The organism is Streptomyces sp. NPDC051555 (genome assembly GCF_044454405.1).
In the GTDB taxonomy this organism is placed as follows: Bacteria; Actinomycetota; Actinomycetes; order Streptomycetales; family Streptomycetaceae; genus Streptomyces.
Genome location: NZ_JBITDP010000007.1, coordinates 45853 through 71480, shown reverse-complemented (window position 1 = coordinate 71480; position 25628 = coordinate 45853). Strand labels below are relative to the sequence as shown.

Annotated in this window: 27 protein-coding genes; 13 read left to right on the top strand and 14 right to left on the bottom strand. The window is 73.0% G+C overall.

What is annotated here, in order from left to right; all coding sequences use genetic code 11:
- Positions 1 to 141 precede the first annotated feature (141 nt).
- The 3 genes from ACIBEA_RS17045 to ACIBEA_RS17035 form a co-directional block, all read right to left on the bottom strand.
- Positions 142 to 1071 carry an NADP-dependent oxidoreductase gene (locus tag ACIBEA_RS17045; RefSeq protein ID WP_399261576.1) on the bottom strand — a complete coding sequence of 310 codons (930 nt, stop codon included), beginning with the start codon at positions 1069 to 1071 and terminating at the stop codon, positions 142 to 144.
- A gap of 62 nt (positions 1072 to 1133) precedes the next feature.
- Complete coding sequence (locus tag ACIBEA_RS17040) at positions 1134 to 1916, bottom strand: DUF2470 domain-containing protein (protein WP_399261941.1); 783 nt, start codon at positions 1914 to 1916, stop codon at positions 1134 to 1136.
- Positions 1917 to 1969: 53 nt separating this feature from the next.
- On the bottom strand, positions 1970 to 2605 hold the full coding sequence (locus tag ACIBEA_RS17035) for a TetR/AcrR family transcriptional regulator (protein WP_399261574.1): 636 nt from the start codon (positions 2603 to 2605) through the stop codon (positions 1970 to 1972).
- A gap of 98 nt (positions 2606 to 2703) precedes the next feature.
- Between ACIBEA_RS17035 and ACIBEA_RS17030 the strand changes: the two genes are divergently transcribed.
- From ACIBEA_RS17030 to ACIBEA_RS17015, 4 genes are all read left to right on the top strand, one after another.
- Positions 2704 to 3099: a cell division protein SepF gene (locus ACIBEA_RS17030; RefSeq protein WP_385777217.1), complete on the top strand. Its 396-nt coding sequence runs from the start codon at positions 2704 to 2706 to the stop codon at positions 3097 to 3099.
- 66 nt (positions 3100 to 3165) lie between these two features.
- On the top strand, positions 3166 to 4539 hold the full coding sequence (locus ACIBEA_RS17025) for an AAA family ATPase (RefSeq protein ID WP_399261572.1): 1374 nt from the start codon (positions 3166 to 3168) through the stop codon (positions 4537 to 4539).
- Positions 4536 to 4943, top strand: a complete 408-nt coding sequence (locus ACIBEA_RS17020; protein WP_399261570.1) for a nucleotide pyrophosphohydrolase — start codon at positions 4536 to 4538, stop codon at positions 4941 to 4943. Before ACIBEA_RS17025 ends, ACIBEA_RS17020 begins: the two co-directional genes overlap by 4 nt.
- Positions 4944 to 5069: 126 nt before the next feature.
- Positions 5070 to 5555, top strand: coding sequence for a DUF6099 family protein (locus ACIBEA_RS17015; protein WP_385777223.1), 486 nt, complete (start codon positions 5070 to 5072; stop codon positions 5553 to 5555).
- Between the two features lie 80 nt (positions 5556 to 5635).
- On the opposite strand, the gene ACIBEA_RS17010 is transcribed toward ACIBEA_RS17015, so the two are convergent.
- On the bottom strand, positions 5636 to 5908 hold the full coding sequence (locus ACIBEA_RS17010) for a hypothetical protein (RefSeq protein WP_399261567.1): 273 nt from the start codon (positions 5906 to 5908) through the stop codon (positions 5636 to 5638).
- A 248-nt stretch (positions 5909 to 6156) separates the two neighbouring features.
- Here ACIBEA_RS17010 and ACIBEA_RS17005 point away from each other — a divergent pair, with 248 nt between their 5' ends.
- Together ACIBEA_RS17005 and mmuM are read left to right on the top strand one after the other, a co-directional pair.
- Complete coding sequence (locus tag ACIBEA_RS17005) at positions 6157 to 6672, top strand: GNAT family N-acetyltransferase (RefSeq protein WP_399261565.1); 516 nt, start codon at positions 6157 to 6159, stop codon at positions 6670 to 6672.
- Positions 6673 to 6700: 28 nt separating this feature from the next.
- Positions 6701 to 7561, top strand: a complete 861-nt coding sequence (mmuM, locus tag ACIBEA_RS17000) for a homocysteine S-methyltransferase (protein ID WP_399261563.1) — start codon at positions 6701 to 6703, stop codon at positions 7559 to 7561.
- 13 nt (positions 7562 to 7574) lie between these two features.
- On the opposite strand, the gene ACIBEA_RS16995 is transcribed toward mmuM, so the two are convergent.
- Both ACIBEA_RS16995 and ACIBEA_RS16990 read right to left on the bottom strand, forming a co-directional pair.
- A complete protein-coding gene (locus ACIBEA_RS16995) occupies positions 7575 to 8300 on the bottom strand; it encodes a S41 family peptidase (protein WP_399261561.1) in 726 nt (241 codons plus the stop codon).
- A 369-nt stretch (positions 8301 to 8669) separates the two neighbouring features.
- Positions 8670 to 9143: a DUF6194 family protein gene (locus tag ACIBEA_RS16990; RefSeq protein WP_399261559.1), complete on the bottom strand. Its 474-nt coding sequence runs from the start codon at positions 9141 to 9143 to the stop codon at positions 8670 to 8672.
- On the opposite strand from ACIBEA_RS16990, the gene ACIBEA_RS16985 reads away from it, so the two are divergent.
- The 4 genes from ACIBEA_RS16985 (at position 9144) to argF (ending at position 12972) form a co-directional block, all read left to right on the top strand.
- The gene (locus ACIBEA_RS16985; RefSeq protein WP_399261557.1) at positions 9144 to 9950 is read left to right on the top strand and encodes a MerR family transcriptional regulator; all 807 of its coding nucleotides are present in this window, start codon (positions 9144 to 9146) and stop codon (positions 9948 to 9950) included.
- A gap of 106 nt (positions 9951 to 10056) precedes the next feature.
- Positions 10057 to 10560 carry a hypothetical protein gene (locus tag ACIBEA_RS16980; RefSeq protein ID WP_399261555.1) on the top strand — a complete coding sequence of 168 codons (504 nt, stop codon included), beginning with the start codon at positions 10057 to 10059 and terminating at the stop codon, positions 10558 to 10560.
- A gap of 46 nt (positions 10561 to 10606) precedes the next feature.
- Positions 10607 to 11833 (top strand): arginine deiminase, encoded by a 1227-nt coding sequence (locus ACIBEA_RS16975; protein WP_399261553.1) that lies wholly within the window; start codon positions 10607 to 10609, stop codon positions 11831 to 11833.
- Positions 11834 to 11964: 131 nt separating this feature from the next.
- A complete protein-coding gene (argF, locus tag ACIBEA_RS16970) occupies positions 11965 to 12972 on the top strand; it encodes an ornithine carbamoyltransferase (protein ID WP_399261551.1) in 1008 nt (335 codons plus the stop codon).
- 54 nt (positions 12973 to 13026) lie between these two features.
- On the opposite strand, the gene ACIBEA_RS16965 is transcribed toward argF, so the two are convergent.
- Positions 13027 to 13440, bottom strand: a complete 414-nt coding sequence (locus ACIBEA_RS16965; RefSeq protein ID WP_399261550.1) for an ATP-binding protein — start codon at positions 13438 to 13440, stop codon at positions 13027 to 13029.
- A gap of 228 nt (positions 13441 to 13668) precedes the next feature.
- Here ACIBEA_RS16965 and ACIBEA_RS16960 point away from each other — a divergent pair, with 228 nt between their 5' ends.
- A complete protein-coding gene (locus ACIBEA_RS16960; RefSeq protein ID WP_399261548.1) occupies positions 13669 to 14496 on the top strand; it encodes an enoyl-CoA hydratase family protein in 828 nt (275 codons plus the stop codon).
- The gene (locus ACIBEA_RS16955) at positions 14450 to 16756 is read left to right on the top strand and encodes a bifunctional salicylyl-CoA 5-hydroxylase/oxidoreductase (RefSeq protein WP_399261546.1); all 2307 of its coding nucleotides are present in this window, start codon (positions 14450 to 14452) and stop codon (positions 16754 to 16756) included. The genes ACIBEA_RS16960 and ACIBEA_RS16955 overlap by 47 nt, the downstream gene beginning before the upstream one ends.
- A gap of 49 nt (positions 16757 to 16805) precedes the next feature.
- Here ACIBEA_RS16955 and ACIBEA_RS16950 read toward each other — a convergent pair whose 3' ends face one another.
- From ACIBEA_RS16950 to ACIBEA_RS16930, 5 genes are all read right to left on the bottom strand, one after another.
- Positions 16806 to 18815, bottom strand: a complete 2010-nt coding sequence (locus ACIBEA_RS16950; protein ID WP_399261544.1) for an FG-GAP repeat domain-containing protein — start codon at positions 18813 to 18815, stop codon at positions 16806 to 16808.
- Between the two features lie 88 nt (positions 18816 to 18903).
- Entirely contained in the window at positions 18904 to 20337 is a 1434-nt protein-coding gene (locus ACIBEA_RS16945; protein ID WP_399261542.1) for an FG-GAP-like repeat-containing protein, read from the bottom strand.
- A 143-nt stretch (positions 20338 to 20480) separates the two neighbouring features.
- Positions 20481 to 21683, bottom strand: coding sequence for an FG-GAP-like repeat-containing protein (locus ACIBEA_RS16940; RefSeq protein ID WP_399261540.1), 1203 nt, complete (start codon positions 21681 to 21683; stop codon positions 20481 to 20483).
- 310 nt (positions 21684 to 21993) lie between these two features.
- Positions 21994 to 22308, bottom strand: a complete 315-nt coding sequence (locus ACIBEA_RS16935; protein ID WP_399261538.1) for a hypothetical protein — start codon at positions 22306 to 22308, stop codon at positions 21994 to 21996.
- A 7-nt stretch (positions 22309 to 22315) separates the two neighbouring features.
- The gene (locus ACIBEA_RS16930; protein WP_399261537.1) at positions 22316 to 22516 is read right to left on the bottom strand and encodes a hypothetical protein; all 201 of its coding nucleotides are present in this window, start codon (positions 22514 to 22516) and stop codon (positions 22316 to 22318) included.
- Positions 22517 to 22895: 379 nt separating this feature from the next.
- On the opposite strand from ACIBEA_RS16930, the gene ACIBEA_RS16925 reads away from it, so the two are divergent.
- Positions 22896 to 23867: a LuxR C-terminal-related transcriptional regulator gene (locus ACIBEA_RS16925; RefSeq protein ID WP_399261535.1), complete on the top strand. Its 972-nt coding sequence runs from the start codon at positions 22896 to 22898 to the stop codon at positions 23865 to 23867.
- Between the two features lie 48 nt (positions 23868 to 23915).
- Here ACIBEA_RS16925 and ACIBEA_RS16920 read toward each other — a convergent pair whose 3' ends face one another.
- Positions 23916 to 24755: a GNAT family N-acetyltransferase gene (locus ACIBEA_RS16920; protein ID WP_399261533.1), complete on the bottom strand. Its 840-nt coding sequence runs from the start codon at positions 24753 to 24755 to the stop codon at positions 23916 to 23918.
- Positions 24756 to 24803: 48 nt separating this feature from the next.
- Positions 24804 to 25625 (bottom strand): PaaX family transcriptional regulator C-terminal domain-containing protein, encoded by an 822-nt coding sequence (locus ACIBEA_RS16915; protein WP_399261531.1) that lies wholly within the window; start codon positions 25623 to 25625, stop codon positions 24804 to 24806.
- Between the last annotated feature and the right edge of the window lie 3 nt (positions 25626 to 25628).

Here is a 25628-nt window from a genome sequence, read left to right as displayed (position 1 = left end):
CCCCTCCGCGCCAACTCCGGCGGGGGGCGCCCGGTCGGCGGGTACGCGGCGGCGGGGGCGCGCTGACCGCGGGCCGGCGGCCCGCGGGGGGGGGGGGGCGGGCCCCGCCCCCCACCCCCCTGCTCCGCGTGTGCAGCGGGATCAGACGGTCAGCACGATCTTGCCGCGGGTGCGGCCCGTCGCGCTGATCTCCCAGGCCTTCGCCGCCTGAGCCAGCGGCAGGGTGTGCTCCACGTGCACGGTGAGCTTGCCGTCGTCCGCCAGCCGGGCCAGCGCGGTCAGGTCGGCCGTGTCGGGGCGCACCCAGAGCTGGTGCGCGCCCTTGGCCGCGGCGCCGGGGTCGGCGATGGAGACCACCCGGCCCCGCTCCTTGACCAGACCCTGGAGTACCTCGACGGCCCCGTCGCCGAAGAAGTCGAGCCCCGCGTCGACGCCTTCGGGCGCCAGTGCGCGGATCCGGTCGGCCAGCCCCTCGCCGTACAGCACCGGTTCGGCGCCCAGCGAGCGCAGGTAGTCGTGGTTGTGCGCCCCGGCGGTGCCGATCACCCGGGCCCCGAGGGCGACGGCGATCTGCACGCCCAGCGATCCGGTGCCGCCCGCCGCCGCGTGGATGACCACGGTCTCGCCCGCGGCGACCCGCACCCGGGCCAGCGACTGGTAGGCGGTGAGTCCGGCCAGGGGGACGCCCGCGGCCTGTTCGAAGGTCAGGGCGCGGGGCTTGCGGGCCAGGGTGCGCACGGGGGCCGAGACCAGTTCGGCGTAGGTGCCGAGCTGCACCCATTCCTTGCGCAGGTAGCCGTACACCTCGTCGCCCACGGCGTACTCGGAGGTGTCGGCGCCGAGGGCCTCCACGACCCCGGCGACGTCCCACCCCGGTATGACCGGGAAGCGGGTCTCCGTGGTCGCGTCGAGGTATCCGGCGGCGATCTTCCAGTCGACCGGGTTGACCCCGGCCGCCTTCACGCGGACGAGCACCTCGCCGGGTCCGACCTTGGGTTCGGGTGCGTCGACGAGTTCGAGGCCGCCGGGGACGCCGTCGGTACCGTAAGCGGAGAAAGTGATTGCCTTCATGATCGCTCCAACTGTCCCTGATCCAGGGCTATTCCGGAGCGACCGGGGCGATATCAGGCCAATCAGGCGGGCAGGCTGTTGCGGTGCGAGAGCCGCCGCGCCGCGGCCAGCAGGGCCTGGATCTGGACCCCCGACTGCTCGACGTCGTCCAGCGGGGAGGGGAAGGGCAGTCGGACGTCGCGGTGCCCGACGCGCTCTTCGAGCCGCAGGGTGATCCCGTAGCGGTCCATGGCGAGCGGCAGTGCGCGCAGCACCTTGTGCGCGGGCTGCGGCTGGACCAGCCGCAGCAGCAGGGTGACCAGTTCGTTGTGCTCGTCGAGCAGGTGGGTGAGCATCCCCGACTCGTAGGCGGCGAGCGGGTCGGGGCACGCCTCGTCGAGCTCCTGGAGGCCGATGTACGAGCGGCCCTCGTCCGTCTCCAGGACGGCCCGGCCGAATTCCACGCAGGTGCTGGTGTCGGAGCCGTCGGAACCGTCGGCGTACGGGGTCAGCAGGTGGCCGAGGATCGTGACCCGGGCGCGGACCCGGTCGCGCACCGGGGTCGACGCGATGTCGGTGAACTCCAGCCGGATCGCCGGCCTGCCGTCGTGCAGCGGGGAGCGTCCGTCGAGCGGGTTCCCGGCGGCCGGTGCGGCCGGGTGCAGGTGCAGGCGGCCGAGCACGTCGGCGCCGTCCAGGTGGCAGACCTCGGTGCGCACCCCGTCGGCGATCACGGTCATGGAGTGGGCGGCGGCCAGGATGGACCTGACCCGTTCCGCGTCGCTCGGCCGGGCGGGCGACGCCGCTCCGGACCCGGCGGGGGCGGGGGTGTCGGATGCGGCCGGGTGGGCAGGGTCGCCGGACATGCGCATGCGGATCTCTCCATCGTCCCGAGGCGGGCTGGTTAGGTATGCCTAACCTAACCCATCTCGGTGTCGCTGAGTACCCGGCGCGCCAACCGGTCCAGGGTCCGCATGATCCGCTCCCGGCTGAGGCCGAGGGTGTGCCGCTGGTGCTGGTAGACCTCGGGCGCCAGCGGGCTGAGCAGGATGTCCACACCGCTCTCCGGATCCTCCATGCCCGCGTCCGCGAGCAGGGTCCGCACGTGGGCCCGCCAATGGCTGTACGCGGCGCCCGTGAAGCGGGCCGGGCCGTGTTCGGCGCCCAGCGCCAGCGGAAGGTGACGCTCCAGCAGGTCGAGGGCGGCGGAGTAGAAGGCGGACAGCCGCTCCGCGGCCGGGGCGCCGGGGCCGAGCGGCGGTGGGCCGTAGGCGAGCCTGCCCTGGAGGATGCGCTCGTGCTCGTCCAGCAGCGCGACCGCGATCGAGCGCGGATCGGGGAAGCGGCGGTAGAGGGTGGCCCGGCCGACCCCGGCTGTCTTGGCGATCCGGTCCATCGTTACCGTGCGGGGGTCGTGCTCGGCGAAGAGCTGCTCCGCCGCGGCGAGTATCTGCGCGTGGTTGCGTAACGCGTCCGCGCGCTTGACGAACCGGGCTGCGGGGGCCGTGCGACCCGCCGATTCACGGACCGCGGGGATCTCGTCGCGAGGGGTCATGGCGGCGACCTTACGTGCTTCGTGTCGCTGTTGGGCTGAACGGGTGAAACGCGAGAGGATGGGGAGATGCACAAGAAGCGTCTGGCCGAGGCGGCCTGGTGAGCAGGTACGACGTCACCGATGAACAGTGGGAGGGACTCGCGCAGGTGGTGCCCCTGCGCAGCCGCAACGAGTGGCCGTCCAGAGTGGACCACCGCACCATCCCGACGGCCCCCGGCGCCGCCGTTTCGGCGCAGCGCCGGTTCGTGGTGATCAGGGTGCAGGTCTTCGCGGACGCGCGCGAGGTGGCCGAGTACCTCATCGCGCAGATCCCCGTGCTGCTCGACCTCACGGGTGCGGACGGCGAAGTGGCCAAGCGCATCCTGGACTTCAGCAGCGGCGTGGTCTTCGGGCTGGGCAGCGGCATGCACCGGGTCGACCGCAACGTCTTCCTGCTCGCACCGGTGGGCACCGAAGTGGAGGGGATCGCGGCCGCGGCCGTCCCCCGATCGTAGGAAGGTCGCGGCGGCGGAACGGTTCAGCGCGGCCGGGGGTGCCCGGCCGGCCCGTAGCGTCCGGGCATGGACGCCATGTTGGACACCACGTTGGACACCACGTTGGACGCTACGTCCGGCGCTACGTCGGACAGCACCCGAAGTGCCCCCGCCGCCGCTCCGCCCACCCCCTTAGTCCCGCCCGCCCCCTCGGCCCCGGGCACCCCTCCGGCTCCGGCGGCGCCGGCCGCCCACGTACCCGCTCCGCGGCCGTACGCCGACCGGCGCGCGGGGGCCGCCGCGGCGCACCCGGGGGTGGGGCGGGCCGCCGCGGGAGCGCCGTACGCCCGGCCCGTCGTCACCGAACTGCGCCTGTCCGCCTTCGCAGCGCACCGCGCGGCGGTCTTCCCGCTCGGCCCGGTCACCCTCTTCGCCGGCCCCAGCGGCAGCGGCAAGTCCCAGGCCCTGGCCGGGTACGAGGCCCTCGCACGGCTCGGCTCCGGCGCCGATCTGGCCGAGGTGTTCCCGGATCCGGTGGCCCTGGTGCCGCAGCGGGCCCGCCCCGACGCGCAGCGGCGCCGCGGGTTCCGGATCGGCTGCACCGTCGACGGGCCCGTGGGCCCGGTCCGCCTCGACCTCGCCGTCCAGGCCGAACCCGCCCTGCGCATCGTCGGCGAACGACTCACCACGGGCGACCAGATCCTGCTGAACACCGCGCTGCGCGACCCCGGGCGCCGCTCGGTGCAGGCCGCCTGGCTGACCGGGGGTTCCACCGGCGTCACCCGGGCCCCCTTCCCCGACGACCGGCTCGGCACCGCGCTGCTGCCGCTGCGGGTGGCCGGGAGCACCGAGGGCCAGCGGCAGGTGCTCGCCGCCGCCGAACAGGTGGTGATCGCGCTGCGGTCGGTGTTCCCCTGCGACCCGCGACCCGCCGCGATGCGCGCCCCCGTGCCGCCCGGCCCGGGCCGACTGCGCGGCGACTGCGGCAACCTGGCCGACGTACTGCGCCGGACCCGGCAGGAGTGCGGCACCCGGTACGCCCTGCTGACCGAGGCGGCCCGCACCGGCTGCGCTGGCCCGGTGGAGGGGTTGGGGGAGCGGGCCACGGCCGACGGGCGGGTGCTGGCCGAGCTGCTCCGCGGCGACCTCCCGGCGACGGAGCTGGGCCGGCTCGGCACGGGAGAGCTGCGCTTCCTGGGGCTGGCCCTCGTGCTGCTCACCGGGCCCGGGGTGCTGGCCGTCGACCAGAGCGCCGAACTCCTGCCCGCGCAGCAGGCGTTGACCGTCCTCGCCGACGGCTTCGACCGCGGCCTCGACCGGACCCAGCGCGCCGAACTGCTGCGCCTGGCCCTGCTCTCGTGCGGTCGCGGGCACGTCCGGCTGGTGGCGGCGGTGGGCGAGGAGGGCGCCGATATCGCCCGGGAAGTGGCGGGGGTGTCGGTGGTAGACCTGAACCCATGAACGAGAACCCCGCACCCGAGCGCGCACCCGAGCCCGCACCCGAGCCGGCGCCGGACGAGCGGCTGGCGCTGCTCCAGCGGCGGCTGGCCGCCTTCGCGGCGGCGCGCGACTGGCAGCCCTTCCACACGCCGAAGAACCTGGCGGTGGCACTGAGCGTGGAGGCGTCCGAACTGGTCGAGATCTTCCAGTGGCTGACGCCCGAGCAGTCGGAGCGGGTCATGGAGCGGCCGGAGACCGCGCACCGTGTGGCCGATGAGGTCGCTGACGTGCTGGCCTACCTGCTGCAGTTCTGTGAGGTACTGGGGGTGGACGTGCTCGATGCGCTCGCCGCGAAGATCGACAGGAATGAACTTCGTTTTCCTGTGAAGGGCACTTCGGAAGCAAATTGTCACTCTTCGGAGTGATGGCGCTGTCCACAACCATGTTTGTGTCCACAGATTTCCGAATACCCCTGGCTTTACTGGCTCGTTGCCCTCACTCTGGGTAGTGATAGGGGAACAGTGGGGTGTCGTGCGGACGGGGGACGGCATATGGACGCGGTACGGCTGATCGCGGCCGGCCGACATGCTCTGGCACAGAGTGGGGCGGCGATGGACATCGTGGGCGAGGCCTGGCAGGCCCAGGCCCTCGCACAGGGAATAGGGGGATGGCTGGCCATCACGGGGCCGCCGGAGCTGAGAGCGGAGGCCCGGGGCCTGGGGGAGGCGGGGACCAGAGGCTGCGGGGTGATCGACCGGGCCGCAGTGCGCGGCGAGGGCAGGGTGCCCGACTATCCCCCGAGAGCGGCCCAGTTGACCGAGGTGGCGGATGTCCGCCAGTGCCTGCTCGGGCTCCAGGCGTTATTGGGCGAAGTGGGCATAGCGCTCGTCGGGGTGGCCTGTGCCACGGACGACGAGGGCCTGTACTGGCAGTGCATAGAGTCGATCGACGCGGCGGACGAGTCGAGCGACCGGGTGCGAGCGATCCTGCGCCGGATGACGGTGCGCGAGCGGGGTTCCGCCTCGGGCGTGGTCTGAGGGGCCCCGTCCGACCGTTGCCGCCGGGCGAGGTCCCGCCGTACCGGGACGGCGGGACCCGCGGGATCAGGGGGATCCGCTCAGCGGGCTCCGAAAGGCTGCTCGCTCTCGACGGCGCGGCCCGGAGTCGCGATGGTCCCCGCGGAACGACCCGTGGAGGACTGGAGATCGGCGTCGAGATCGGAGAGGTCGGCGTTCAGCGCCGCCATCAACTCTTCCATCTGCTGCAGGAGCCCCTTGGGCGCTGCGCCGCCCTGGGTGGGAACCCCGGAATCCTGGTGGCCCTGGTGTGCCTGGTGCTCTGCTGCCTGTCCGGTCTGTCCGGGGTGCTCTGGCACGGACTCGTGGGACATGGCGGCCTCCTCGGCCCTGGCCCTTCCGGAAGCGGAAGGGGGCGGTGGACGCGCTGGCGAAGGCCGCCGGCGCGCGGGCCGGGCGGTCCGGCTCCGTCCGAGCAAACGATCCCCCTCGGCGCTGGTCACTGGCGGGGCCGGTGCGAGGCCCTTCCGGTCGACCCGGATTCACCCGGCCGGGGTGGGGAGCGCCGTCGCGGCGACGCCCCGCCGGCGGAGCACCCCGGGCGGGCGGGCAGACTGCGTCCGTGCTGATCAGGAGAGAGACCCCGGCCGACCGGGACGCCGTCCGGGCGGTGACCGCCGCTGCCGCCTACAAGCCGCGGGACGAGGTCCCCGTCGAGGTGTCCCTGGCGGACGCGCTGCGGGGCGGCAGCTGGGCGCTGCCGGCCCTGTCGCTGCTGGCCGAGAACGCCGAGGGCGAGGTCATCGGCCATGCCCTCTGCTCCTGGGGCCGCATCGGCGCCGCCCGGGCGGCCAACCTCAGCCTGCTCGGCGTGCACCCCGCGCACCGGCGGCGCGGGGCCGGCTCGGCCCTGATCCACGCGCTGCTCGGCGCCGCGGACGCCCTCGACCTCCCGCTGATCGTCGTGCTCGGCGACCCCGGCCTCTACGGGCGGTACGGCTTCCGCCCCAGCACGGACGTCGGCATCGTCGGCCAGGAACCGGGCTGGGGCGACGTCTTCCAGGTCCGCACCCTGACCGCCTACGATCGGTCGATACAGGGCGAATTCATCTATCCCGAACCTTTCGACCACGTCTGAGGCAGCCCACGCAGGAGGAGGTCCCGCGATGGCCCGCGCTCGTACCCCGCTGGCCGATGCGCTGCGCGAGCGGACATTGACCCTGGACGGCGGGCTCGGCACGCAGCTCGGCGACCAGGGCTGCGACCTGTCCGGCGGGTTGTGGTCGGCGCGCGTCCTGGCCGAGCAGCCGGAGCAGGTGGCCGCCGCGCACACGGCGTACGCGCGGGCTGGGGCCCAGGTGCTGATCACCGCCAGCTACCAGGTGGGCTACGGGGCCTTCGCCCGCCACGGCTACGACCGCCGCCGGACCACCGCCCTGCTGGGCGACGCCGTCGCGCTGGCCGACCGGGCGGCGCGGGCCGTGGAGCACGAGGTGTGGGTGGCGGCGTCGATCGGCCCGTACGGGGCCACGCTGGCGGACCGTTCCGAGTACCGCGGCCGCTACGGGCTGAGCGTGCGCGAGCTGGCGGCCTTCCACCGCCCCCGGATCGAGGCCCTGTTGGCGGCCGGGGCCGACGTCCTGGCGCTGGAGACCGTCCCGGACACCGACGAGGCGCAGGCACTGCTGTCGCTGCTTGCCGGCACGGGGGCGCGGGCCTGGTTGTCCTACACGGTGGCGGGGGAGCGCACCCGGGCCGGCCAGCCGCTCGCCGAGGCCTTCGCCCTGGCGGCGGCCGCGCCCGAGGTGATCGCGGTCGGGGTCAACTGCTGCGCGGCGTCCGACGTCCTGCCCGCCTTGGAGGCGGCGGCCCACCTCACCTCGAAGCCGCTGCTCGCGTACCCGAACGACACCTCGGGCACGGCCGACTGGCCGGTCGCGCACTGGCGGCGCGCGGGTGCCCGCCTGATCGGCGGCTGCTGCGGGGTGGGCCCGCAGCGCATCGCCGCCCTGGCGGCCGCGACCTGAGCCGCGACCCCCGTCACCCCCGCCGGCAGGCGCCGAGGGTCGCCAGCCACTCGCTCGCGGCCCGCACGGGCTCGTCGCGGTCCGTGCCGATGTCCGGTCGGAACGTGGGCACTTCGCGGTCGGGCGGGACCGCCCGGTCGTAGGTCCGGCCACTGCGATCGGCGTCCAGGGCCGTGGTGAGGTTGATGACCGCGCCGTCGGAGAGCGGGAACCCGTCGTTGCCCGTGGGCACGCCGTACGAGGCGGTGCCGAAGGCAAGGGTGTTCGGGCGGCCCTTGAAGGCGATGAGGACGGCTTCCGCGGCACTGGCGGTCCCGCCGTCGGTCAGGACGGCGACCGCGGCATCCGGCGTCCCCAGCGGATCCGCGGGTCCCCAGGGGGATTCCTCGCCGTTGAGGCCCGGCCTGCGGTTCTTGACGTACCACGGCGTGCTGCTGCCGTCCGGGAAGACGAACGATCCCACCCGGCCCTCACCGAGCAGCGGCGCCGCGACGGCGAACATCGGCCACATGTTCCCGCCGCTGTTCTGCCGCAGGTCGACTATCCACCCGCAGGCCGCGCCGCCGCGCTCGGCATCCTCGACCGCCGCGCGCCCCTGGCGCACGTACCGGTCCAAGGTCTCCAGGGACCCGACGACGGCGGGGAGCGCGAAGTAGCCCACCGACCCGGCCCGCGCGTGGGCGTCCCGGCGCACCCGGGGCCAGTCGACCTCGTTCCGGTGCACGGAACGGGTCCGCATCACGTCCAGTGCCCGCGCGAGGTACTACCCGAGGACTCTGCGGATGCTGCCGACCGGCGGAACCGGAGGCGCCCCCACCGTCCCCGGCCGCGAGGAGGACGAGCGCCAGGAGGGCGGCAGCGGTCCGCCAACGGCGGACCGCCGACCGCATGGTGGTCCGCGCCGGCGGAGACTTCGGCGGGGGCCCGGGCGAGGGGTCCGGCGGGGTCGGGATGGGATCGCCTCCACTGGCTGTGCGACATGCGCGCGCCGGATGCCGGCTGCGCCGGCGGGCAGCCCGGTCGCGGCCGCTCGAACGCATTGTCCGCGCTCGCGCGCCCTGCACAGGCTGAAGCGCGTGTTCATGAGGATTACGAGCGTGGCCGCCGGTCAGCTCGTCGTCGAGCCCGCTCGTCGCTCGTAGCGCGCACGTGCGAGGTGATGGGCCTTGCGGAGCAGTTCGCGCACTGCCGCATCGGTCCGCCGGCCCGGATTCACCACCGCGAGCCAGCCGGCGGAGCCGTAGACGGGGTGTGCGAACACGGCATCGGTGACGCCGAGGTCGTCGTCGGGGGCCGGCTCGCGCGGCGCGTGGCCGGTCGAGTCGATGAAGGAGTCCTTCCCCGCGGCGATGTTGACACGGAACGTATCGGGGCGGTCCAGACGCGACCTCTCGTCGCCCGGGTAGTTCCTCGTCACGATCGTCGCGAACGGCTGAGCAGCCTTCGGCATGGCGCCATCAGGCGCGTAGTAGAGGAACGCGTCCCCCCAGCTGATCTCCGGTGAGTCGTCGTCGGGTCCCGGCCTGACGGCCAGGACTCCATCGAGGTCTGCTACGCATTCGATGATCTCGTCGATGGTCATGTGCTCAAGCGTTTCATTAAGGTGCTTGTGGAGACTTTGGGCCGGAAGGCAGAGGAGCGATGGGTGCCGACTCTCAAGTCATCGGTCCTGCGCACAGTGGATGTCGCGCGACGTGCCGGGTGCTCCGTTCAGCAGGTCCGCAATCTCGAACGCGACGGTGTCCTGCCGCCGGCGACGCGTACAGCCGCGGGCTACCGGATCTACGGGGAGATCCACCTGCGGTCCGCGCTGGCCTACCGAGCCCTCGCACGCGGCACGGGTCCGGTCGAGGCCAAGCGGATCGTCCGTGCCGCGCATGCGTACCCGACCTCGGAGGTACTCGCACTCCTCGACGCGGCGCACGCCCGACTCCACCGGGAGCGCAAGGACCTCGGGCTCGCCCAGGAGGCCGCCGCGGCGATCTCCGCCGAGCTGATCGACGACGTACGCCCATCGGATTCGATGGGCGTCTCCGAACTCGCCGCCGCGCTCGGAGTGCGCCCGTCGACCTTGCGGCACTGGGACGCCGAAGGGTTGGCTGTTCCTGACCGGGTCCCCCCGCGAGGAACGCGACGGTACTCACCGGCCCAGACGCGGGACGCCCGCATCGTGCATCAGCTGCGCAGCGCCGGCTATCGCATCGACCCGCTCCGGGCGTTGATGCCGGGATTGCGGCGCGGGCACCGATCGGAGGATGTCGGAGCGGTGTTGGCGGACCGAGCGGCGAACATCGAGGCACGCTCCCGTGCCCTTCTCGACGCCACCGTCGCGCTCGGTGCGGTTCTCGGCGGCGATCGGGTCCGTGTGAACCCGCGTGCTCCCGATTAGGTCGTATGGGGGAACTTTGCCGTGGAACTCCCTGGAAACACCGGGCGGGATCGTTCTTCCAGGGCAGCGGAATTATCCGCGACCCTGGAAGGACGGAACGTCAGATATGAAGATGACCGCGCGCGGAAGCCTTGCGGCGCTCATGACCTGTATGGCCGCGGCGGGTGCGGCGAGCCCGGCCCTCGCGGACTCGGTGCCGGTGGGTGTCCCGCTCGACGCAGTGGAGACCTCGCTCGGCGTGGACACCCCGCGGGTGGCCACCGGGGTGCCCGTGCCGATCGTGGGCGCGCCCGAGGTGCCCCGGCACCACACCGGGGACCTGCTCCCCACCCCGCTCCTGCCGAGCATCCCGGTCGGCGCCGAGCTGGGTCACACGGGGATCAGTTCGCCGGTGCCGAACCTGCTGGGTCGACCGGAGACCGACGGTGAGGGTTCGCTGGACGCACCCGCCACGAACCTGCTCGCCCGCACCGGCGGCGTGGTCGTCGGAGCTCCCCTCACGATGCCCGACGGGCGCAACTTCGGGGTGCCGAACCTGGTCGCCCCCAAGCTGGGAGTGATCACCCCGGAACTGACGGGTACCCCTTCGGCGCTGCTCGGCCTGCGCTGAGCCAACGGCACGTCAAAAAGCCGTCCGGTCTGCGAACGTGTACGCCATGGGATTCCATGTCGACTCCGAGACCGGGCGGCTGCGCCGCGTCATCCTCCACCGCCCGGATCTGGAGCTGAAGCGGCTGACGCCGACCAACAAGGACGCGTTGCTCTTCGACGATGTGCTGTGGGTGCGCCGGGCCCGGCAGGAGCACGACGGTTTCGCGGACGTGCTCCGCGACCGGGGCGTGGAGGTGCACCTCTTCGGTGACCTGTTGAGCGAATCCCTGGACATCCCGGAGGCGCGCCGCCTCGTACTGGACCGGGTCTTCGACGAGAAGGAGTACGGTCCCCTCGCCACCGACCACCTGCGGACGGTCTTCGAGGCGCTGCCCTCCGTCGAATTGGGCGAGGCGCTGGTGGGCGGGATGACCAAGCGGGAGTTCCTGGAGCGGCACAGCGAGCCCGTCTCGGTCCGCTTCCACGCCTTGGAACTGGACGACTTCCTGCTCGGGCCGCTGCCGAACCACCTTTTCACCCGCGACACTTCGGCCTGGATCTACGACGGCGTGTCCATCAACGCGATGCGCTGGCCCGCCCGACAGCGCGAGACCGTGCACTTCGAGGCGATCTACAAGCACCACCCCCTCTTCACGGCCTCCGGCGCCTTCCACTACTGGACGCAAGGGCAGGCCGACTACCCCTCGACCATCGAGGGCGGCGACGTCCTGGTCATCGGCAACGGCGCGGTGTTGATCGGGATGAGCGAGCGGACCACCCCGCAGGCGGTGGAGATGCTGGCGCGCGGCCTGTTCGCCGCGGGTTCGGCGACCTCCATCGTGGCCCTGGACATGCCCAAGCGGCGGGCGTTCATGCACCTCGACACCGTGATGACGATGGTCGACGGGGACACCTTCACCCAGTACGCGGGGCTCGGCATGCTCCGCTCCTACACGATCGAGCCGGGGGGCGACGGTCAGGAACTCAAGGTCACCGATCACCCCCCGGAGCACATGCACCGGGCCATAGCGGCGGCGCTGGGACTCGATTCCATCCGGGTGCTCACCGCCACGCAGGACGTGCACTCGGCGGAGCGGGAGCAGTGGGACGACGGCTGCAACGTGCTGGCCGTGGAGCCGGGCGTGGTGGTCGCCTACGAGCGGAACGTCACGACCAACACCCACCTGCGCAAGGAGGGCATCGAGGTGATCGAGATCCCGGGCAGCGAACTGGGCCGGGGGCGCGGCGGGCCGCGCTGCATGAGCTGCCCCGTCGAGCGCGACGCGGTCTGAGGGCGGGGCCGAGGGCGGGGGCGGCTGCGGTCGGTCGCGGGGGCGGGATGCATGCGGGGGTCTGTATATCAATACAGAGGATCGTATAGACTTCCAGTATCCCCTGTCACCGCGACTCTGGAGCGTTCCCCATGGCCACCGATCTCGCCGGCCGCAGTTTCCTCAAGGAGCTCGACTTCACCGCCGCCGAGTTCCGCGGCCTGGTCGCGCTGGCCGCCGAACTCAAGGCCGCCAAGCGGGCGGGCGTCGAGGAGCGCCGGCTCCGGGGTCGCAACATCGCGCTGATCTTCGAGAAGACCTCCACCCGCACCCGCTGCGCGTTCGAGGTGGCGGCCGCCGACCAGGGCGCCCACACGACGTACCTCGACCCCTCCGGTTCGCAGATGGGTCACAAGGAGTCGGTCAAGGACACCGCGCGGGTGCTGGGCCGGATGTTCGACGGCATCGAGTACCGGGGCGACAGTCAGGCAGCGGTGGAGGAGCTGGCCGCGCACGCCGGCGTCCCGGTCTTCAACGGGCTCACCGACGACTGGCACCCCACGCAGATGCTCGCCGACGTCCTCACCATGACGGAGCACTGCCCGGGCCGGCCGCTGGAGCGGGTCGCCTTCGCCTACCTGGGCGACGCCCGCTTCAACATGGGCAACTCCTACCTGGTGACCGGCGCCCTGCTCGGCATGGACGTGCGGATCGTGGCGCCGCGCGCGTACTGGCCGGCCGAGTCGGTCGTGGCGACCGCCCGCGAACTCGCGGCCACGAGCGGCGCCCGGATCACCCTCACCGAGGAGATCGCCGAGGGCGTGGCCCAGGCCGACTTCGTCATCACCGACATCTGGGTCTCCATGGGGGAGCCCAAGGAGGTCTGGGACGAGCGGATCGCGGCCCTGTCGCCGTACGCCGTCACCATGGACGTGCTGCGCGCCACGGGGAACCCGGACGTCAAGTTCATGCACTGCCTGCCCGCCTTCCACGACCTGGGCACCAAGGTGGCCCGGGAGATCCACGAGCGGCACGGCCTGGAGTCGCTGGAGGTGACGGACGAGGTCTTCGAATCCGCGCACTCCGTCGTCTTCGACGAGGCGGAGAACCGCCTGCACACGATCAAGGCGGTCCTGGTCGCGACGCTCGCGAAGCCGTAGCCGTAGCCGTAGCCGTAGCCGAAGTCGAAGCGCTAGTCGTAGCCGCAGCGGTGGTCAGCGCAGGGCGGCGGGCGGGCGTGCGGGCAGGGTGAACCAGACGGCCTTGCCGTGCGCGGTGGCCCGGTGGCCGCAGGCGGAGCTGAGGGCCCGGATCAGCAGCAGGCCGCGGCCGTGCTCCTGCCAGGGGTCCGGCTGCTGCGGGCGCGGCTCCGCGGGGGGCCGGGGGTCGCCGTCGTGCACCTCGACCTGGCAACCGTTCGCCAGTAGTTCCACGACGAGCTCGATGGGGGCGTCGGGGCTGGTGTGTTCGACGGCGTTGGCGACCAGCTCCGCGGTGAGCAGCTCGGCGGTGTCGCTGTCCGCGGACACCTCGATCTCGGCGAGCGCGGTGCGGACCAGGGCGCGGGCGATCGGTACGGCCGCGGTCGTGTGCGGGAGGTCGATCCGCCACGCGGAGGCGTCGGGCATGCGCGTCCGTCCGTTCCGTCGGGGAGGTTGGCGAGGGGTCTGACGAAGAGATCCTGCTTTCAACGATACGAAGTGGAACTCCCGGGGCGTAGGGCACCCCGGCGCGAGCATGGGGGACCAGCGTTCCTTCTCCGGGGGACCTTCGGACACGCGGCGTGCTGACACGGTATCTCCCTTCCGTGTTGCGTTTCCCTGACGACAGTCACGATCCGGTGATACGGTCACGGTGTGAGCCCCTTCACCGGTTCCGCAGCCGCCACCGAACGGTGGCGCCACATCCGGTTGACCCGCCAGGACGGCGTGGCCACCGTGACCCTCGACCGTCCCGACAAGCTGAACGCGCTCACCTTCGGCGCCTACGCCGACCTGCGCGACCTGCTGTCCGAACTCTCCCGCGAGAGATCGGTGCGCGCCCTCGTGCTCGGCGGCGAAGGCCGCGGCTTCTGCTCCGGCGGCGACGTCGACGAGATCATCGGCGCCACGCTCGCGATGGACACCGCGCAGCTCCTCGACTTCAACCGGATGACGGGACAGGTCGTCCGGGCCATCCGTGAATGCCCCTTCCCCGTCATCGCCGCGCTACACGGGGTGGCCGCCGGAGCCGGCGCGGTGCTCGCCCTCGCCGCCGACTTCCGGATCGCCGACCCCACCGCCCGTTTCGCCTTCCTCTTCACCCGGGTCGGCCTCTCCGGCGGCGACATGGGCGCCGCCTACCTGCTGCCCCGGGTCGTCGGCCTCGGCCACGCCACCCGACTGCTGATGCTCGGCGAACCCGTGCGGGCCGCCGAGGCCGAACGCATCGGCCTGCTCAGCGAACTCACCGAAGAGGGCAAGGCCGACCAGCGCGCCGCCGAACTCGCCGAGCGCCTCGCCAGCGGCCCCGCCCTCGCCCACGCCCAGACCAAGGCCCTGCTCACCGCCGAACTCGACATGCCGCTGGCGGCCTCCGTGGAGCTGGACGCGGCCACCCAGGCCCTGTTGATGAACGGCGAGGACTACGCCGAATTCCATGCCGCCTTCACCGAGAAGCGGCCACCCCAGTGGAGGGGGAGGTAGCGCCATGAAGGTCGCTGTCGTGGGCGGGGGACCGGGGGGACTGTACGCCGCCGCTCTACTGGCCCGGCAGGGACACCGGGTCGAGGTGTGGGAGGCCAACGCCGCCGACGACACCTTCGGCTTCGGCGTGGTGCTCTCCGACGAGACCCTCGGCGGCATCGAACGCGCCGACACCGAGGTCTACGCCGCCCTGTCCGCCGAGTTCGTCCGCTGGGACGACATCGACGTCGTCCACCGCGGCCGGATCCTCACCTCCGGCGGCCACGGCTTCGCCGCCCTCGGCCGCCGCCGGCTCCTGGAGATCCTGCACGCCCGCTGCGCCGAGCTGGGCGTCCGGCTCCGCTTCCACACCCGACTACCCGCGGCCCAGGCGCTGGGGGCGACGTACGACCTGGTCATCGCCGCCGACGGGGTGCACAGCGCCACCCGGGAGGCCGGGGCCGACACCTTCCGCCCCCGGCTGGACACCGGCCGCAGCCGGTACATCTGGCTCGCCGCCGACTTCGCCTTCGACGCCTTCCGCTTCGAGATCGCCGAGACCGAACACGGCGTCATGCAGCTGCACGGCTACCCCTACTGCGCCGATGCCTCGACCGTCATCGTCGAGATGCGGGAGGAGGTCTGGCGGGCCGCCGGGCTCGACCTCTGCGACGAGGCCGAATCGGCCTCCCGCTGCGCCAAGACCTTCAGCGAGGCGCTGCGCGGGCGCGCGCTGCACGGCAACCGCTCCGCCTGGACGGCCTTCCGGACGGTCGTCAACGACCGCTGGTCCCAGGGCAACGTGACCCTCCTGGGGGACGCCGCGCACACCGCCCACTTCTCCATCGGCTCGGGCACCAAGCTCGCCGTCGAGGACGCCCTCGCCCTCGCCGAGGCCGTCCGGGAACGCCCCGACCCCGCCGACGTGCCGGCCGCCCTCGCCGCCTACGAGGCCGCGCGCCGCCCGGCCGTCGCCAGCACCCAGCGCGCGGCGGCGGCCAGCATGCGCTGGTTCGAGGAACTCGCCGGATACGTCGACCAGCCGCCCCGGCAGTTCGCCTTCAACCTGCTCACCCGCAGCCGCCGGGTCACCCACGGCAACCTGCGGCTGCGCGACGAGCGCTTCACCCGCGCCGTCGAGCAGGACTTCGGCTGCCCCGACCCGGCGACCCCGCCCATGTTCACCCCGTACCGGCTGCGCGGCCTGACCCTGAGGAACCGCGTGGTGGTCTCCCCGATGGACATCTACAGCGCCACGGACGGCGTTCCGGGCGACCTCCACCTCGTCCACCTCGGCGCGCGGGCCCTCGGCGGCGCGGGCCTGGTCATGACCGAGATGGTGTGCGTCAGCGCCGAGGGCAGGATCACCCCCGGCTGCACGGGCCTGTACACCGATGAACAGGCCGCGGCCTGGACCCGGATCGCCGACTTCGTGCACACCTCGGCGCCCGGCACCGCGCTCGGCGTCCAGCTCGGACACGCGGGCCGCAAGGGATCCACCCGCCGCATGTGGGAGGGCATGGACGAGCCGCTCGACGCCGGGGCGGGCACCGGGAACTGGCCGCTCGTCGCCGCCTCCCCGCTCCCGTACCGGCCCGGCCTCTCCCAGGTCCCGCACGAACTGGGGGTCGCCGAACTGGCCGGGATCCGGGCCCTGTTCACGGACGCCGCGGCCCGCGCGGCCGGCTGCGGCTTCGACCTGCTCGAACTGCACTGCGCCCACGGCTACCTGCTCTCCGGGTTCCTCTCGCCGCTGACCAACCACCGCACCGACGCCTACGGCGGCTCGCCCGCCGCCCGGATGCGCTTCCCGCTGGAGGTCTTCGACGCGGTCCGCGAGGTCTGGCCGGCCGACCGTCCCATGACCGTCCGCATCTCGGCGACCGACTGGGCGCCCGGCGGCACCTCCGCCGAGGAGGCTGTGGCCATCGCGGCGGCCTTCGCCGCCCACGGCGCGGACGCGATCGACGTCTCCACCGGCCAGGTCGTCGCCGAGGAGGAGCCCGAGTACGGCCGCTCCTACCAGACCCCCTACGCCGACCGGATCCGCAACGCACTCGGCGTCCCGGTCATCGCCGTGGGCGCCGTCTCCTCCTGGGACGACGTCAACTCCCTGCTCCTCGCGGGCCGCGCGGACCTCTGCGCCCTGGGCCGCCCGCACCTCTACGACCCGCACTGGACCCTGCACGCCGCCGCAGAACAGGACTACGCGGGCCCGGCCGCCCCCTGGCCCGCCCCCTACCGCGCGGGCAGCCGCCCACCCCCGACCGGCCGCGGCTAGGGGGTGTCCGTTCCGCTCCGGACGGGTGGCCGCGGGTGGGCACGGCCGGTTACCAGTTCGTGCCGGTCTGGGTGCGGGAGCCGAGAGCGGTGGTGCCGGTGCCGCGATAGAGGTAGAGGTTCCCCGTGGCGGTGGCGGGGGCTTCGACCGCGCTGAGGTCGCCCTTGCCGTCGTTGTCGAAGTCGGCGCCCACGAGTTGGCGCATGGTGTTCCAGTTGCTCCCGAGCAAGGTGCGGCCGCCCAGGGTGGCGGAGCCGCCCAGGGTGCCGGTGGCGGGGTAGGCCCACAGCGCGCCGTCGTGGTCGACCGCGACGAGGTCGGGCTTTCCGTCCGAGTTCAGGTCGCCGGGTGAGGCCAGCTCGGCCATGGCGTGCCAGCCGGTGCCGATGCGGACGCGGTCCCCGAGGCCGCCGGCGCCGGTTCCGGGGTACGCCCACAGGGCGCCCGCGGCGTCGATGGCCAGCAGATCGGGCTTGGAGTCCTGGTCGACGTCGATGGCGGTGAGGTCGCGCATGCCCGACCAGTTCGTGCCGATGCGGATGCGGTTGCCGAGCGTGTTCATGCCCGCTGCCGAGCCTGTGCCGGGGTAGAGCTGCAGGGTGCCGGTGGCCTTCTCCAGGGCGATCAGGTCCGCTTTGCCGTCGCCGGTGAAGTCGCCCGCGGCGAGAGCGGTCATGTCGCCCCAACCCGAGCCGATCTGGACCCGGTTGCCGAGGCCCCCGCCCGAGGTGCCGGGGTAGAGCCAGAGCTTGCCCGTCGAGGCTTCGACGCCGAGGGTGTCGGGCAGCCTGTCGCCGGTGAAGTCCGCGGCCGTGCGGTGGACCATGCCGGCGAGGGCGGGCGCGGCCGGCCAGGTGGTCTTCACGACGGTACGGGCGCCGGGGCGCTCGTTGACCATCCACAGCTCGCCGCTGCCGGGCAGGTAGGCGAGGTTCTCGTTGTAGATCCCGGTGCGGGTCACCAGCCACACGGGCTCGCCCACCTCCCCGCGGTACAGGCAGCTGGGCAGGTGTTCGGTGCCGCCCTCGACGAACTCGGGGCAGGGTGCGGAGAGGGCGAAGCCGCCGCCCCGCATGGCGACGCCCTGTGTCCCGCCGATCGGTGAGCTGAAGGCGTCGGAGGCCTGTACGCGGCCGGTGCCGTCCGCCTTGAGCACGCCGGTGGCGGCGTCGACGGGGTAGCGGACCACCGGGGCGGCGGCGAGGTCGAAGGCCGCGCTGCCGGTGCGGTAGGGATCCATCTCGGCTGTGACGAGGGCCGGTTGGGGGCCGCTCAGGTCGAGGGAGGCGGAGGTGATGCAGGGGCGCTCGGTGACGCCGGCGTAGGTGCCGCATCCGGTGCCGGAGCCGGTGTAGGAGTAGCTGCCGGTGCGGGGCAGGACGTAGGTGTCGGGGGCGGTGCCCCAGATGCCGCTGGTGTCGAAGACATCGAAGCCGCTGCCGGTGCTGGCCACGTAGAGGCGGTTTCCGGCCCAGACGACGGCGTTGGCGTGCCCCGTGAGGGGGGCGTAGCCGGTGCCGTCGGGGGTGAGGCCGACCAGCTGGACGTGCCGGTAGCGCACGGCGGCCGGGTCGGTGACGTCGGCGAAGGTGAGGCGTTCGGTCGCGTCGGGCCCGTACCAGCTGGTGACGAGGAGCTTGCGGCTTCCGACGGTCGTGGCGCCGACGCCCTGCGGGATCCAGCTGCTGGAGGTGTCGTCGCCCGGGGACCAGCAGAACCCTGTTGCTCCGCCGATGTTGGTGGCGTGGCACAGGGGCCGGGCCGCCGTGGTGGACGCCTGGTCGATGAGCGCGCTCGGGGTGGTGCGTGTCAGCGCCGGGTGGGCGGCCTCGTAGGCGGCCGCTCGCGTGGCTTCGGCGTCACCGTTCCACCGCATGCCGATCCCGCTTGTGCTGATGCGGGTGATGGTGTTGGTGGTTGCCAGGGAGTTGTCGGGGTACGTGGGCTGCGCGGCGGCGGGGGAGGCCGCTGCGAGGCTCGTGATCAGGGCGGTCAGCGTCCCGAGGGCCGCGACGGCACGACGGACGCGGGGGCGGGTCCTGGTGGGGTGGGCGGTCATGCCGGCGGGGCCTTTCCGGTCGTGGTGCGGCCCACCGCGCGTCGGGAGCGACGCGCGGTGGGCCGGTGGGAGCGGGTGGGGGCGGGGACTACCAGTTGGTGCCGATCTGGACGCGGGCGCCGAGGGTGTTCATGCCGTTGGCGGCGCCGGTGCCCGGGTAGGCGTAGAAGGTGCCGGTGGCGCCGGGTGCGGCCTGGACGGCGGCGATGTCGCCCTTGCCGTCGTTGTTGAGGTCGGCGCCGACCAGGTCGGTCATGGCCTTCCAACCGGAGCCGATCTGGGTGCGGTTGCCGAGGGTGTTGGTACCGGCCAGGGCGCCGGTGCCCGGGTAGAGGAACAGGTTCCCCGCCTCGTCCTTGGCGACCAGGTCGTCGACGTTGTCGGAGTTCAGGTCACCGGGGGCCACCAGCGAGCTCATGCTGTTCCAGTTGGTGCCGATCTGGACGCGGGCGCCGAGCGTGTTGGTGCCGTTGAGGGAGCCGGTGCCCGGGTAGGCGTAGAGGTTCCCGGTCGCGGTCTCGACGGCGACGAGGTCGGGCTTGCCGTCCTTGTTGACGTCCATGCGGGTCAGGTCGTGCATCGATGACCAGTTGGAGCCGATCTTGACGCGGGCGCCGAGCGTGTTCATGCCGTTGGCGGATCCGCTGCCCGGGTAGAGGTAGAGGTCGCCGGCGGCCGTGTCGGTGGCCAGGACGTCCGCCTTGCCGTCGCCGTTGTAGTCGCCGACGGTCAGGTTGGTCATCGTGTTCCAGCCGGACCCGATCTTGACCCGGGAGCCGAGGGTGTTGGTGCCGCCCAGGGATCCGCTGCCCGGGTAGAGGTAGAGGTCGCCGGAGGAGACCTCGGTGGCGATGATGTCCTGCTTGCCGCTGCCGTCGAGGTCGCCGGCGGCGAGGTGTGTCATGCCCGCCGCGGCCGGGGTGGCGCTGTCGTCGCTGTTGAGGACCGGCGAGATGTAGCCGCTGATGCGCTGGCTGCTCCACGGGGCGGAGCCCACCGACCAGGAGGTGGTCGACTCGGTCTGCACGATGCCCTCGGTGTAGCCCCTGGAGTGGCCCTCGTTGCCGCCGACCACCGTCATCTTGTTGCCGTCGAATGCGGTCACCAGGGCGACGTGCTGGGCGTACCCGCCGGAGTAGTCGAAGACGACGGCGTCGCCCGGCTTGGGAGTGGAGTGCAGGGTGCCGTTGGCCTGACCGTAGGCGTAGAAGCTGGCCGCACCGTCGGTGAGCGAGCCCAGGCGAGCCACGTCGTAGTGGGACCAGATCCAGCCGACGAAGTCGGCGCACCAGGCGTGGGACTGGCCGCCGTGACCGTCGCAGCTGGTGCCCTGGTTGCGGTTCTGGCTCCAGTAGCCCCCGGGGGTGTCACAGGGGCCGTTGCCGACCTGTGCGAGGGCGAGGGAGGCCATCGAGGACGTGGCATCGGCCTGGGCCGGGGCGATACTCAGGGAGGAGAGGGCGGCCGCGGCGACCACGGTGGCGAGGGCGGACTTCTTGAACGAGAGGGCGAGCTTGGACATGACGGGTCTCCTGGTGGGTGCGTGAAGCCGGGTGGTGTGCGCTCGGGCGCGCGGTGGTGCGAAGGTGCGAAGTCGTGTGGCGACGTCGTGTTGCGACGTCAAGTGGCGAGGTTCAGGGGTGCGGCCGGGCCGGGGCCGTGGGGCTACCAGCCGGAGCCGATGCGGGCGCGGTCACCGAAGGCGCCGCTGCCGTTGCCGGGGTAGAAGTAGAGGTCGCCGGTCGAACCGGTGGGGGCCTGGACCGCGTCGAGGTCGCCCTTTCCGTCGGCGTTGAAGTCGGCGCCGACGAGCTGGCGCATCGAGTTCCAGTTGGAGCCGATCTGGGTCCGGGCGCCGAGCGTGTTCATGGCGTCGAGGGAGCCGGTCGCGGGGTACTTCCACAGCGCACCGGCCGGGTCGACCGCGACGAGGTCGGGCCTGCCGTCCGCGTTCAGAGCGCCGGGGCTGGTCAGTTCGGTCATGCCGCCCCAGCCGGCACCTATCTGGGTCCGGGCGCCCAAGGTGTTCATGCCGTTCAGGGAGCCGGCCCCCTGGTAGGACCACAGCGCGCCGTTGCCGTCGATGGTCAGCAGGTCGGGCTTGCCGTCCTTGTCGACGTCCATGGCCGTGAGGTCGCGCATCGCGCCCCAGCCGGCGCCGATCTGGGTCCGGGCGCCCAGGGTGTTCATGCCGTTGACGGCGCCGTTGCCCGGGTAGGCGTAGAAGGACCCGGTGGAGTTCTCGACGGCCAGCACGTCGGCCTTGCCGTCGCCGGTGAAGTCGGCCGCGACCAGCTTGCTCATCCCGCCCCAGCCGGCACCGATCTGGACCCGGGCGCCGAGGGCGCCGGAGCCGGTCCCGGGATACAACCACAGCTTGCCGGTGGCGGATTCGACGCCGACGAGGTCGGCCTTGCCGTCACCGGTGAAGTCGGCCGCGGTGAGGTGGACCATGCCGACGGGAGCTGGAGGGACGTCCGGATACGGGTCGGCGTGGTCGGACGCGAGGTCGGCCTTGGCGCCACAGCTGCCCCATGCCCCCGCGCCCTGTCCGGCGAGGATCTTCTCGGCTATCAGGATCTGCTGCTGTTTGGTGGCCTGGTGGGGGTAGGAGGCGTACTCGCGGCCGCCGAAGGCGTTCCAGGTCGACAACAGGATCTGCACGCCGCCGAAGTAGCCGTTGCCGGTGTTGGCCTGCCAGTCGTTGGTGGACTCGCACCGGGCGACCTTGTCCCAGGTGGACACGGAGGCGGCGCCCGCGGGGGCCGCCGAGGCGAGCGACAGGGCCAGCGCGGTCATGGTCACGGCCGCGGTGGCGGCCGTCCTCGTGGTGCGGCGGAAGGCGGTGGCGCGGGAGTTTTCGGGCATGGGAGACCTCGCAGGGGTGCACGGGACGGGAGGGGGCGGCGGCCGGGCCGCTCGTACGCGGGAGATGCGCGTGTACGGGGCTCTCGGGCCGGTGGGGCGGTTTCTCGACACGGCCTGCGCGGTGCGCGGGACGGGGACGGCGAGGGCGTGGCGGGGTGCGTCGTGAACTGCGCCTGGTGGGCGCGTGGTCGGCGGGGACGGCCGGTCCGTGTCGGTGGGGACGGCCTGCGTCGGTGGGGACGTCCTGGCCGCGTCGGTGGGGCGCGGCCCGGCTTCCCGGCGAAGGGCGGCCGGCGGGGTCCGGAACCGGTCAGCCGGTGGGGTGCGCCGTGGCCGCGAGCGGTCGCGGCGGCAGGAAGAGGAGGTTGAGCAGGGGAGACGTCCGCTGGCCGTGCGCGATCAGGGTGTGGGCGCGGTACTCGGCGGCGGGCACGCCCAGCTCGGCGGGGCTCATGAGGTAGAGGAGGAAGTCGATCCGGCCGGCCTCGCAGCGGGCGCTGACGTGTTGGAGTCCGGCCTCGGGCAGGGCGTGGGCCCACAGGGCGTCCACGGCCTCGGCCGCCGTCTGCTGCGTCGCGCACTCGTCGGGGCGGCGCAGCACCAGGCTGGCGTAGACGATCTCCATCTCGGGATCACCCCCAGCCGAGGCTGTCGGCGGAGGGCGCTCCCCAGCCGAGGCTGTCGGCGGGAGCCGCTCCCCAGCCGAGGCTGTCCGACGCCGCGGTCACGGTGGCGGTGCGGGGGGCGGCGCCGGCGCCGCCGGCGACGAGCACGATCGCGGTCAGGGAGAGGGAAGCCACCGCGGCGGCCTGAGCGATTCGGGTGCTGATCATGGGGAGAGTCCTTGCCTGTGGAGGTGACGGATGGTCCTGCACCGGTGGGGCGTCCCGCGGTTGACGCTCTGTCCGGTGGCCGTCCGGGCTGTTTCCCTGGCGGCGATCACTAGCTTCGCCTCCCGTCGGCACCACCGGAAGGCCTTCCGGGTGTCCCCAACCGGACTGTCCGGATGCGGACAGATGGGCATGCCCATGTCAAAGAGCTGTTCCATCGCGCCGCTCCGTCACGGAGGCGCCCGCTCCGAGGGGAACGGGCGCCCGTATGGCGAGATGCTTCCGCCCTCCCCTGCGAAAGATCTTGAAATGGCGCATTCACCCCTGTTGGATGGCCGGCGAGAGCCGTGTGGAAACACGGTCGGTGATCTGGGGGGATCTCATGCTGGACGTACTCGGGCTGACCAATGCCGCCGCGATGGTCTACCAGGTGATGCTGGACCACCCGCGCTACAGCCTCGACGAGATCGCCGGGCACTGCGCCATGACTCCCGCCGAGGTCCACGAACACCTGGACGAACTGAGCCGGCTGACGCTCGTACGGGCCTCCGCCGAACGCCCCGGCCAGCTGCGTGCCGTCAGCCCGGAGATCGGCCTCGCCGACATCCTGGCCGACCAGGAGGCCGAACTCGCGGCCCGCCAGGCCCGGCTGGCAGCTTCGCGCGCGGCCGTCACCCGCATGGTCGCCGAGCGGGCGGAACACCATGCACACCACGGGGAACGCCTGGAGGGCATGGACGCGATCCACAGCCGCCTAGAGCAGATGGGCCGCGCGGCCACCACGGAGGTGTTGAGCAGCCAGCCGGGCAGCCAGCGCCCCGAGGACCTGGACGCGAGCCGCCCCGCCGACGCGCAGGCACTGGGCCGCGGCATCACCATGCGCACGCTGTACCAGGACGCCAGCCGCAACCAGCCCCACATCACGGCCTACGCCCACTGGCTCCTCGGCCAGGGCAGCGAGGTACGGACGGCCCCGACGGTCCCCCAGCGCATCGTCGTGGTCGACCGCGCCCAGGCGCTCGTCCCCGTCGACCCGGTCGACACCCGCAAGGGCGCCCTCCACGTCACCGAACCCGGCATCCTCACCGCACTGCTCGATCTCTTCGAGCAGGCCTGGAGTACGGCGGTGCCCCTCGGTGCCACCCGGCCGGAGGATCCGCAGACCAGCCTGACCGCCACCGAACGCGAGATCCTGCGGCTGCTCGGGAGCGGACTGACCGACGACGCCGTGGGGCAACGGCTCCAGATCTCCTCGCGAACCGTCGGACGCCACATGTCCTCGATCATGGAACGGCTGCGCGCCACCAGCCGCTTCGAAGCGGGGATCAAGGCGGCCCAGAAGGGCTGGCTCTGACGGCTCCGCCCGGCCGTCGCCGTCCATGGCCCGCGGTGTCGGACCCCGTCAGGCGCGGGCCAGTACGTTCGAGCGGTCGCCGGTCGGGGTGTAGCCGAGCCTTGGGTAGAGGCGGTTGCTGGTGGGGTTGGCGAGGTCGGTGAAGAGGATCACCTCGGCGGCGCCCGCCGCTCGCGCGCCCAGGGAGGCCGCGTGCGTCGCCCCCGCGCCGTAGCCGTGCCCGCGGGCTTCCGGCGGGGTGTACACCGGGCCGACCCGCGAGGCCCCGGCCTGCGGGCGGGAGAAGCTGGCCAGCGAGACGGGCGTCCCGGCCGCGTCCTGCCACAGCAATACGCCGCCGTAGGAGAGCCGGTCGCGCGCCCAGGAGTCGCCGGCCCGCAGGGTGTCCGCCTCGACGGCGAAGGCGCCCATCCAGTCCAGCACGAGCGGCAGGTCCTCCTCGGTCGCGAGCCGGGCCGTGCCCGCGGGCGCGGGGGAGGGCGGCACCAGGGTGCCCAGCCGGAACAGCCGGTTGTGTTCGATGTCGACCGGACGGCCCCAGGCGGCCACCAGCGCCTCCGCGTCCGAGCGGCGCGCGTTGAACCCGGCCACGTCCGCCAGCAGGGGCTCGGTGTGCAGGGCCTGCGCCAGCGCGGTGAGCGCCCCGGCGGGCAGCGCGCCCACCAGCAGCTGATGGGGTGGGGTGCAGACCGCGCCCGCCGCGACCACCCCGTTGGGGCCGGTCCACCAGCCGAAGTAGGGGGTGCCGCTCCCGAAGGCCTGCGGGCCGCGCCGGCGCAGCGCGTCGGCGGTGGTCAGCAGCAGGGTGTTGGGCACGGGATGGGCGGCCACCGCCGGGCCCGCCGCATCCAGGTACGCCGTCAGGTCTTCAGTGAAGGTCCAGGTCATGGGCCATTGTGCGGGGGCACGCGGGGCGCGGGCACCCCCTTTTCCCGCTCAGGGGGCGTCCGGCCCGGGCAGGGCGAAGGCGGCCCCGCGCTCCCACAGAAGGGCGTGCAGCGCCGCGAAGACCGCCGCCGCGCGCTCGCCCGGCCAATCGGAGGGCAACAGTTCACGGGGCAGGCCGGGGTCGGCGTACGGCAGCCGCCGCCAGGAGTCCAGCGCCAACAGGTAGTCGTGGTAGGCCTGCTCGGGGGTCGGCCCGGGCCCCGACCGCCAGCCGCGGAGCACCGGTTCGTGCTGGCCGAGGAACTCCTCGTGCTGCTTGGCCAGGGCCGCCAGGTCCCACCAGCGGCTCGCCGCCTCCGCGGTGGCGGCGAAGCCGAGGTGCGCGCCGCGGAACAGGTCGACGTACGGAGTCAGTTGGAGCCGCTCCAAGGCGTGCCGGGTCTCGTCGTACAGCGCCGCCGGGGCGATCCACACACCCGGCGCGGCCGCGCCGAAACCGAGCCGGGCGAGGCGCGAGCGCAGCAGGTGGCGCTTGTGCCGCTCCTCCTCGGGCACGGAGAAGACCGCCAGCAGCCACTCGCCGCCGCCGTCGGAACCGGCGTCGGCATAGATCCGCCGGTCGCCGTCCGCCAACAGCTGCCGGGCCTCCTCCGAGAGGTCGTACGCCGCCGCGCCGTCCGCCCCGCGCGCCGGGAGGATGAACCCGCGCCGTTTGAGCCGGGACACCGAGGAGCGGACCGCCGGGGCGTCCACCCCGGCCGCGCCCAGGAGGCGGATCAGGGCGGACACCGGGACGGGTCCGTCGAAGGCGCGCCCGTAGGCGCCGTAGAAGGTGACGATCAAGGATCGTGGGGTGTGCTGCTCGGCCACGGG

Coding starts and splice junctions, on each gene's coding strand:
- ACIBEA_RS17045 (WP_399261576.1), bottom strand. CDS start 1,071: ATGAAGGCAATCACTTTCTCCGCTTACGGTACCGACGGCGTCCCCGGC.
- ACIBEA_RS17040 (WP_399261941.1), bottom strand. CDS start 1,916: ATGTCCGGCGACCCTGCCCACCCGGCCGCATCCGACACCCCCGCCCCC.
- ACIBEA_RS17035 (WP_399261574.1), bottom strand. CDS start 2,605: ATGACCCCTCGCGACGAGATCCCCGCGGTCCGTGAATCGGCGGGTCGC.
- ACIBEA_RS17025 (WP_399261572.1), top strand. CDS start 3,166: ATGGACGCCATGTTGGACACCACGTTGGACACCACGTTGGACGCTACG.
- ACIBEA_RS17020 (WP_399261570.1), top strand. CDS start 4,536: ATGAACGAGAACCCCGCACCCGAGCGCGCACCCGAGCCCGCACCCGAG.
- ACIBEA_RS17015 (WP_385777223.1), top strand. CDS start 5,070: ATGGACGCGGTACGGCTGATCGCGGCCGGCCGACATGCTCTGGCACAG.
- ACIBEA_RS17010 (WP_399261567.1), bottom strand. CDS start 5,908: ATGTCCCACGAGTCCGTGCCAGAGCACCCCGGACAGACCGGACAGGCA.
- mmuM (WP_399261563.1), top strand. CDS start 6,701: ATGGCCCGCGCTCGTACCCCGCTGGCCGATGCGCTGCGCGAGCGGACA.
- ACIBEA_RS16995 (WP_399261561.1), bottom strand. CDS start 8,300: ATGCGGACCCGTTCCGTGCACCGGAACGAGGTCGACTGGCCCCGGGTG.
- ACIBEA_RS16990 (WP_399261559.1), bottom strand. CDS start 9,143: ATGACCATCGACGAGATCATCGAATGCGTAGCAGACCTCGATGGAGTC.
- ACIBEA_RS16980 (WP_399261555.1), top strand. CDS start 10,057: ATGAAGATGACCGCGCGCGGAAGCCTTGCGGCGCTCATGACCTGTATG.
- ACIBEA_RS16975 (WP_399261553.1), top strand. CDS start 10,607: ATGGGATTCCATGTCGACTCCGAGACCGGGCGGCTGCGCCGCGTCATC.
- argF (WP_399261551.1), top strand. CDS start 11,965: ATGGCCACCGATCTCGCCGGCCGCAGTTTCCTCAAGGAGCTCGACTTC.
- ACIBEA_RS16965 (WP_399261550.1), bottom strand. CDS start 13,440: ATGCCCGACGCCTCCGCGTGGCGGATCGACCTCCCGCACACGACCGCG.
- ACIBEA_RS16955 (WP_399261546.1), top strand. CDS start 14,450: ATGCCGCCTTCACCGAGAAGCGGCCACCCCAGTGGAGGGGGAGGTAGC.
- ACIBEA_RS16950 (WP_399261544.1), bottom strand. CDS start 18,815: ATGACCGCCCACCCCACCAGGACCCGCCCCCGCGTCCGTCGTGCCGTC.
- ACIBEA_RS16945 (WP_399261542.1), bottom strand. CDS start 20,337: ATGTCCAAGCTCGCCCTCTCGTTCAAGAAGTCCGCCCTCGCCACCGTG.
- ACIBEA_RS16940 (WP_399261540.1), bottom strand. CDS start 21,683: ATGCCCGAAAACTCCCGCGCCACCGCCTTCCGCCGCACCACGAGGACG.
- ACIBEA_RS16935 (WP_399261538.1), bottom strand. CDS start 22,308: ATGGAGATCGTCTACGCCAGCCTGGTGCTGCGCCGCCCCGACGAGTGC.
- ACIBEA_RS16930 (WP_399261537.1), bottom strand. CDS start 22,516: ATGATCAGCACCCGAATCGCTCAGGCCGCCGCGGTGGCTTCCCTCTCC.
- ACIBEA_RS16925 (WP_399261535.1), top strand. CDS start 22,896: ATGCTGGACGTACTCGGGCTGACCAATGCCGCCGCGATGGTCTACCAG.
- ACIBEA_RS16920 (WP_399261533.1), bottom strand. CDS start 24,755: ATGACCTGGACCTTCACTGAAGACCTGACGGCGTACCTGGATGCGGCG.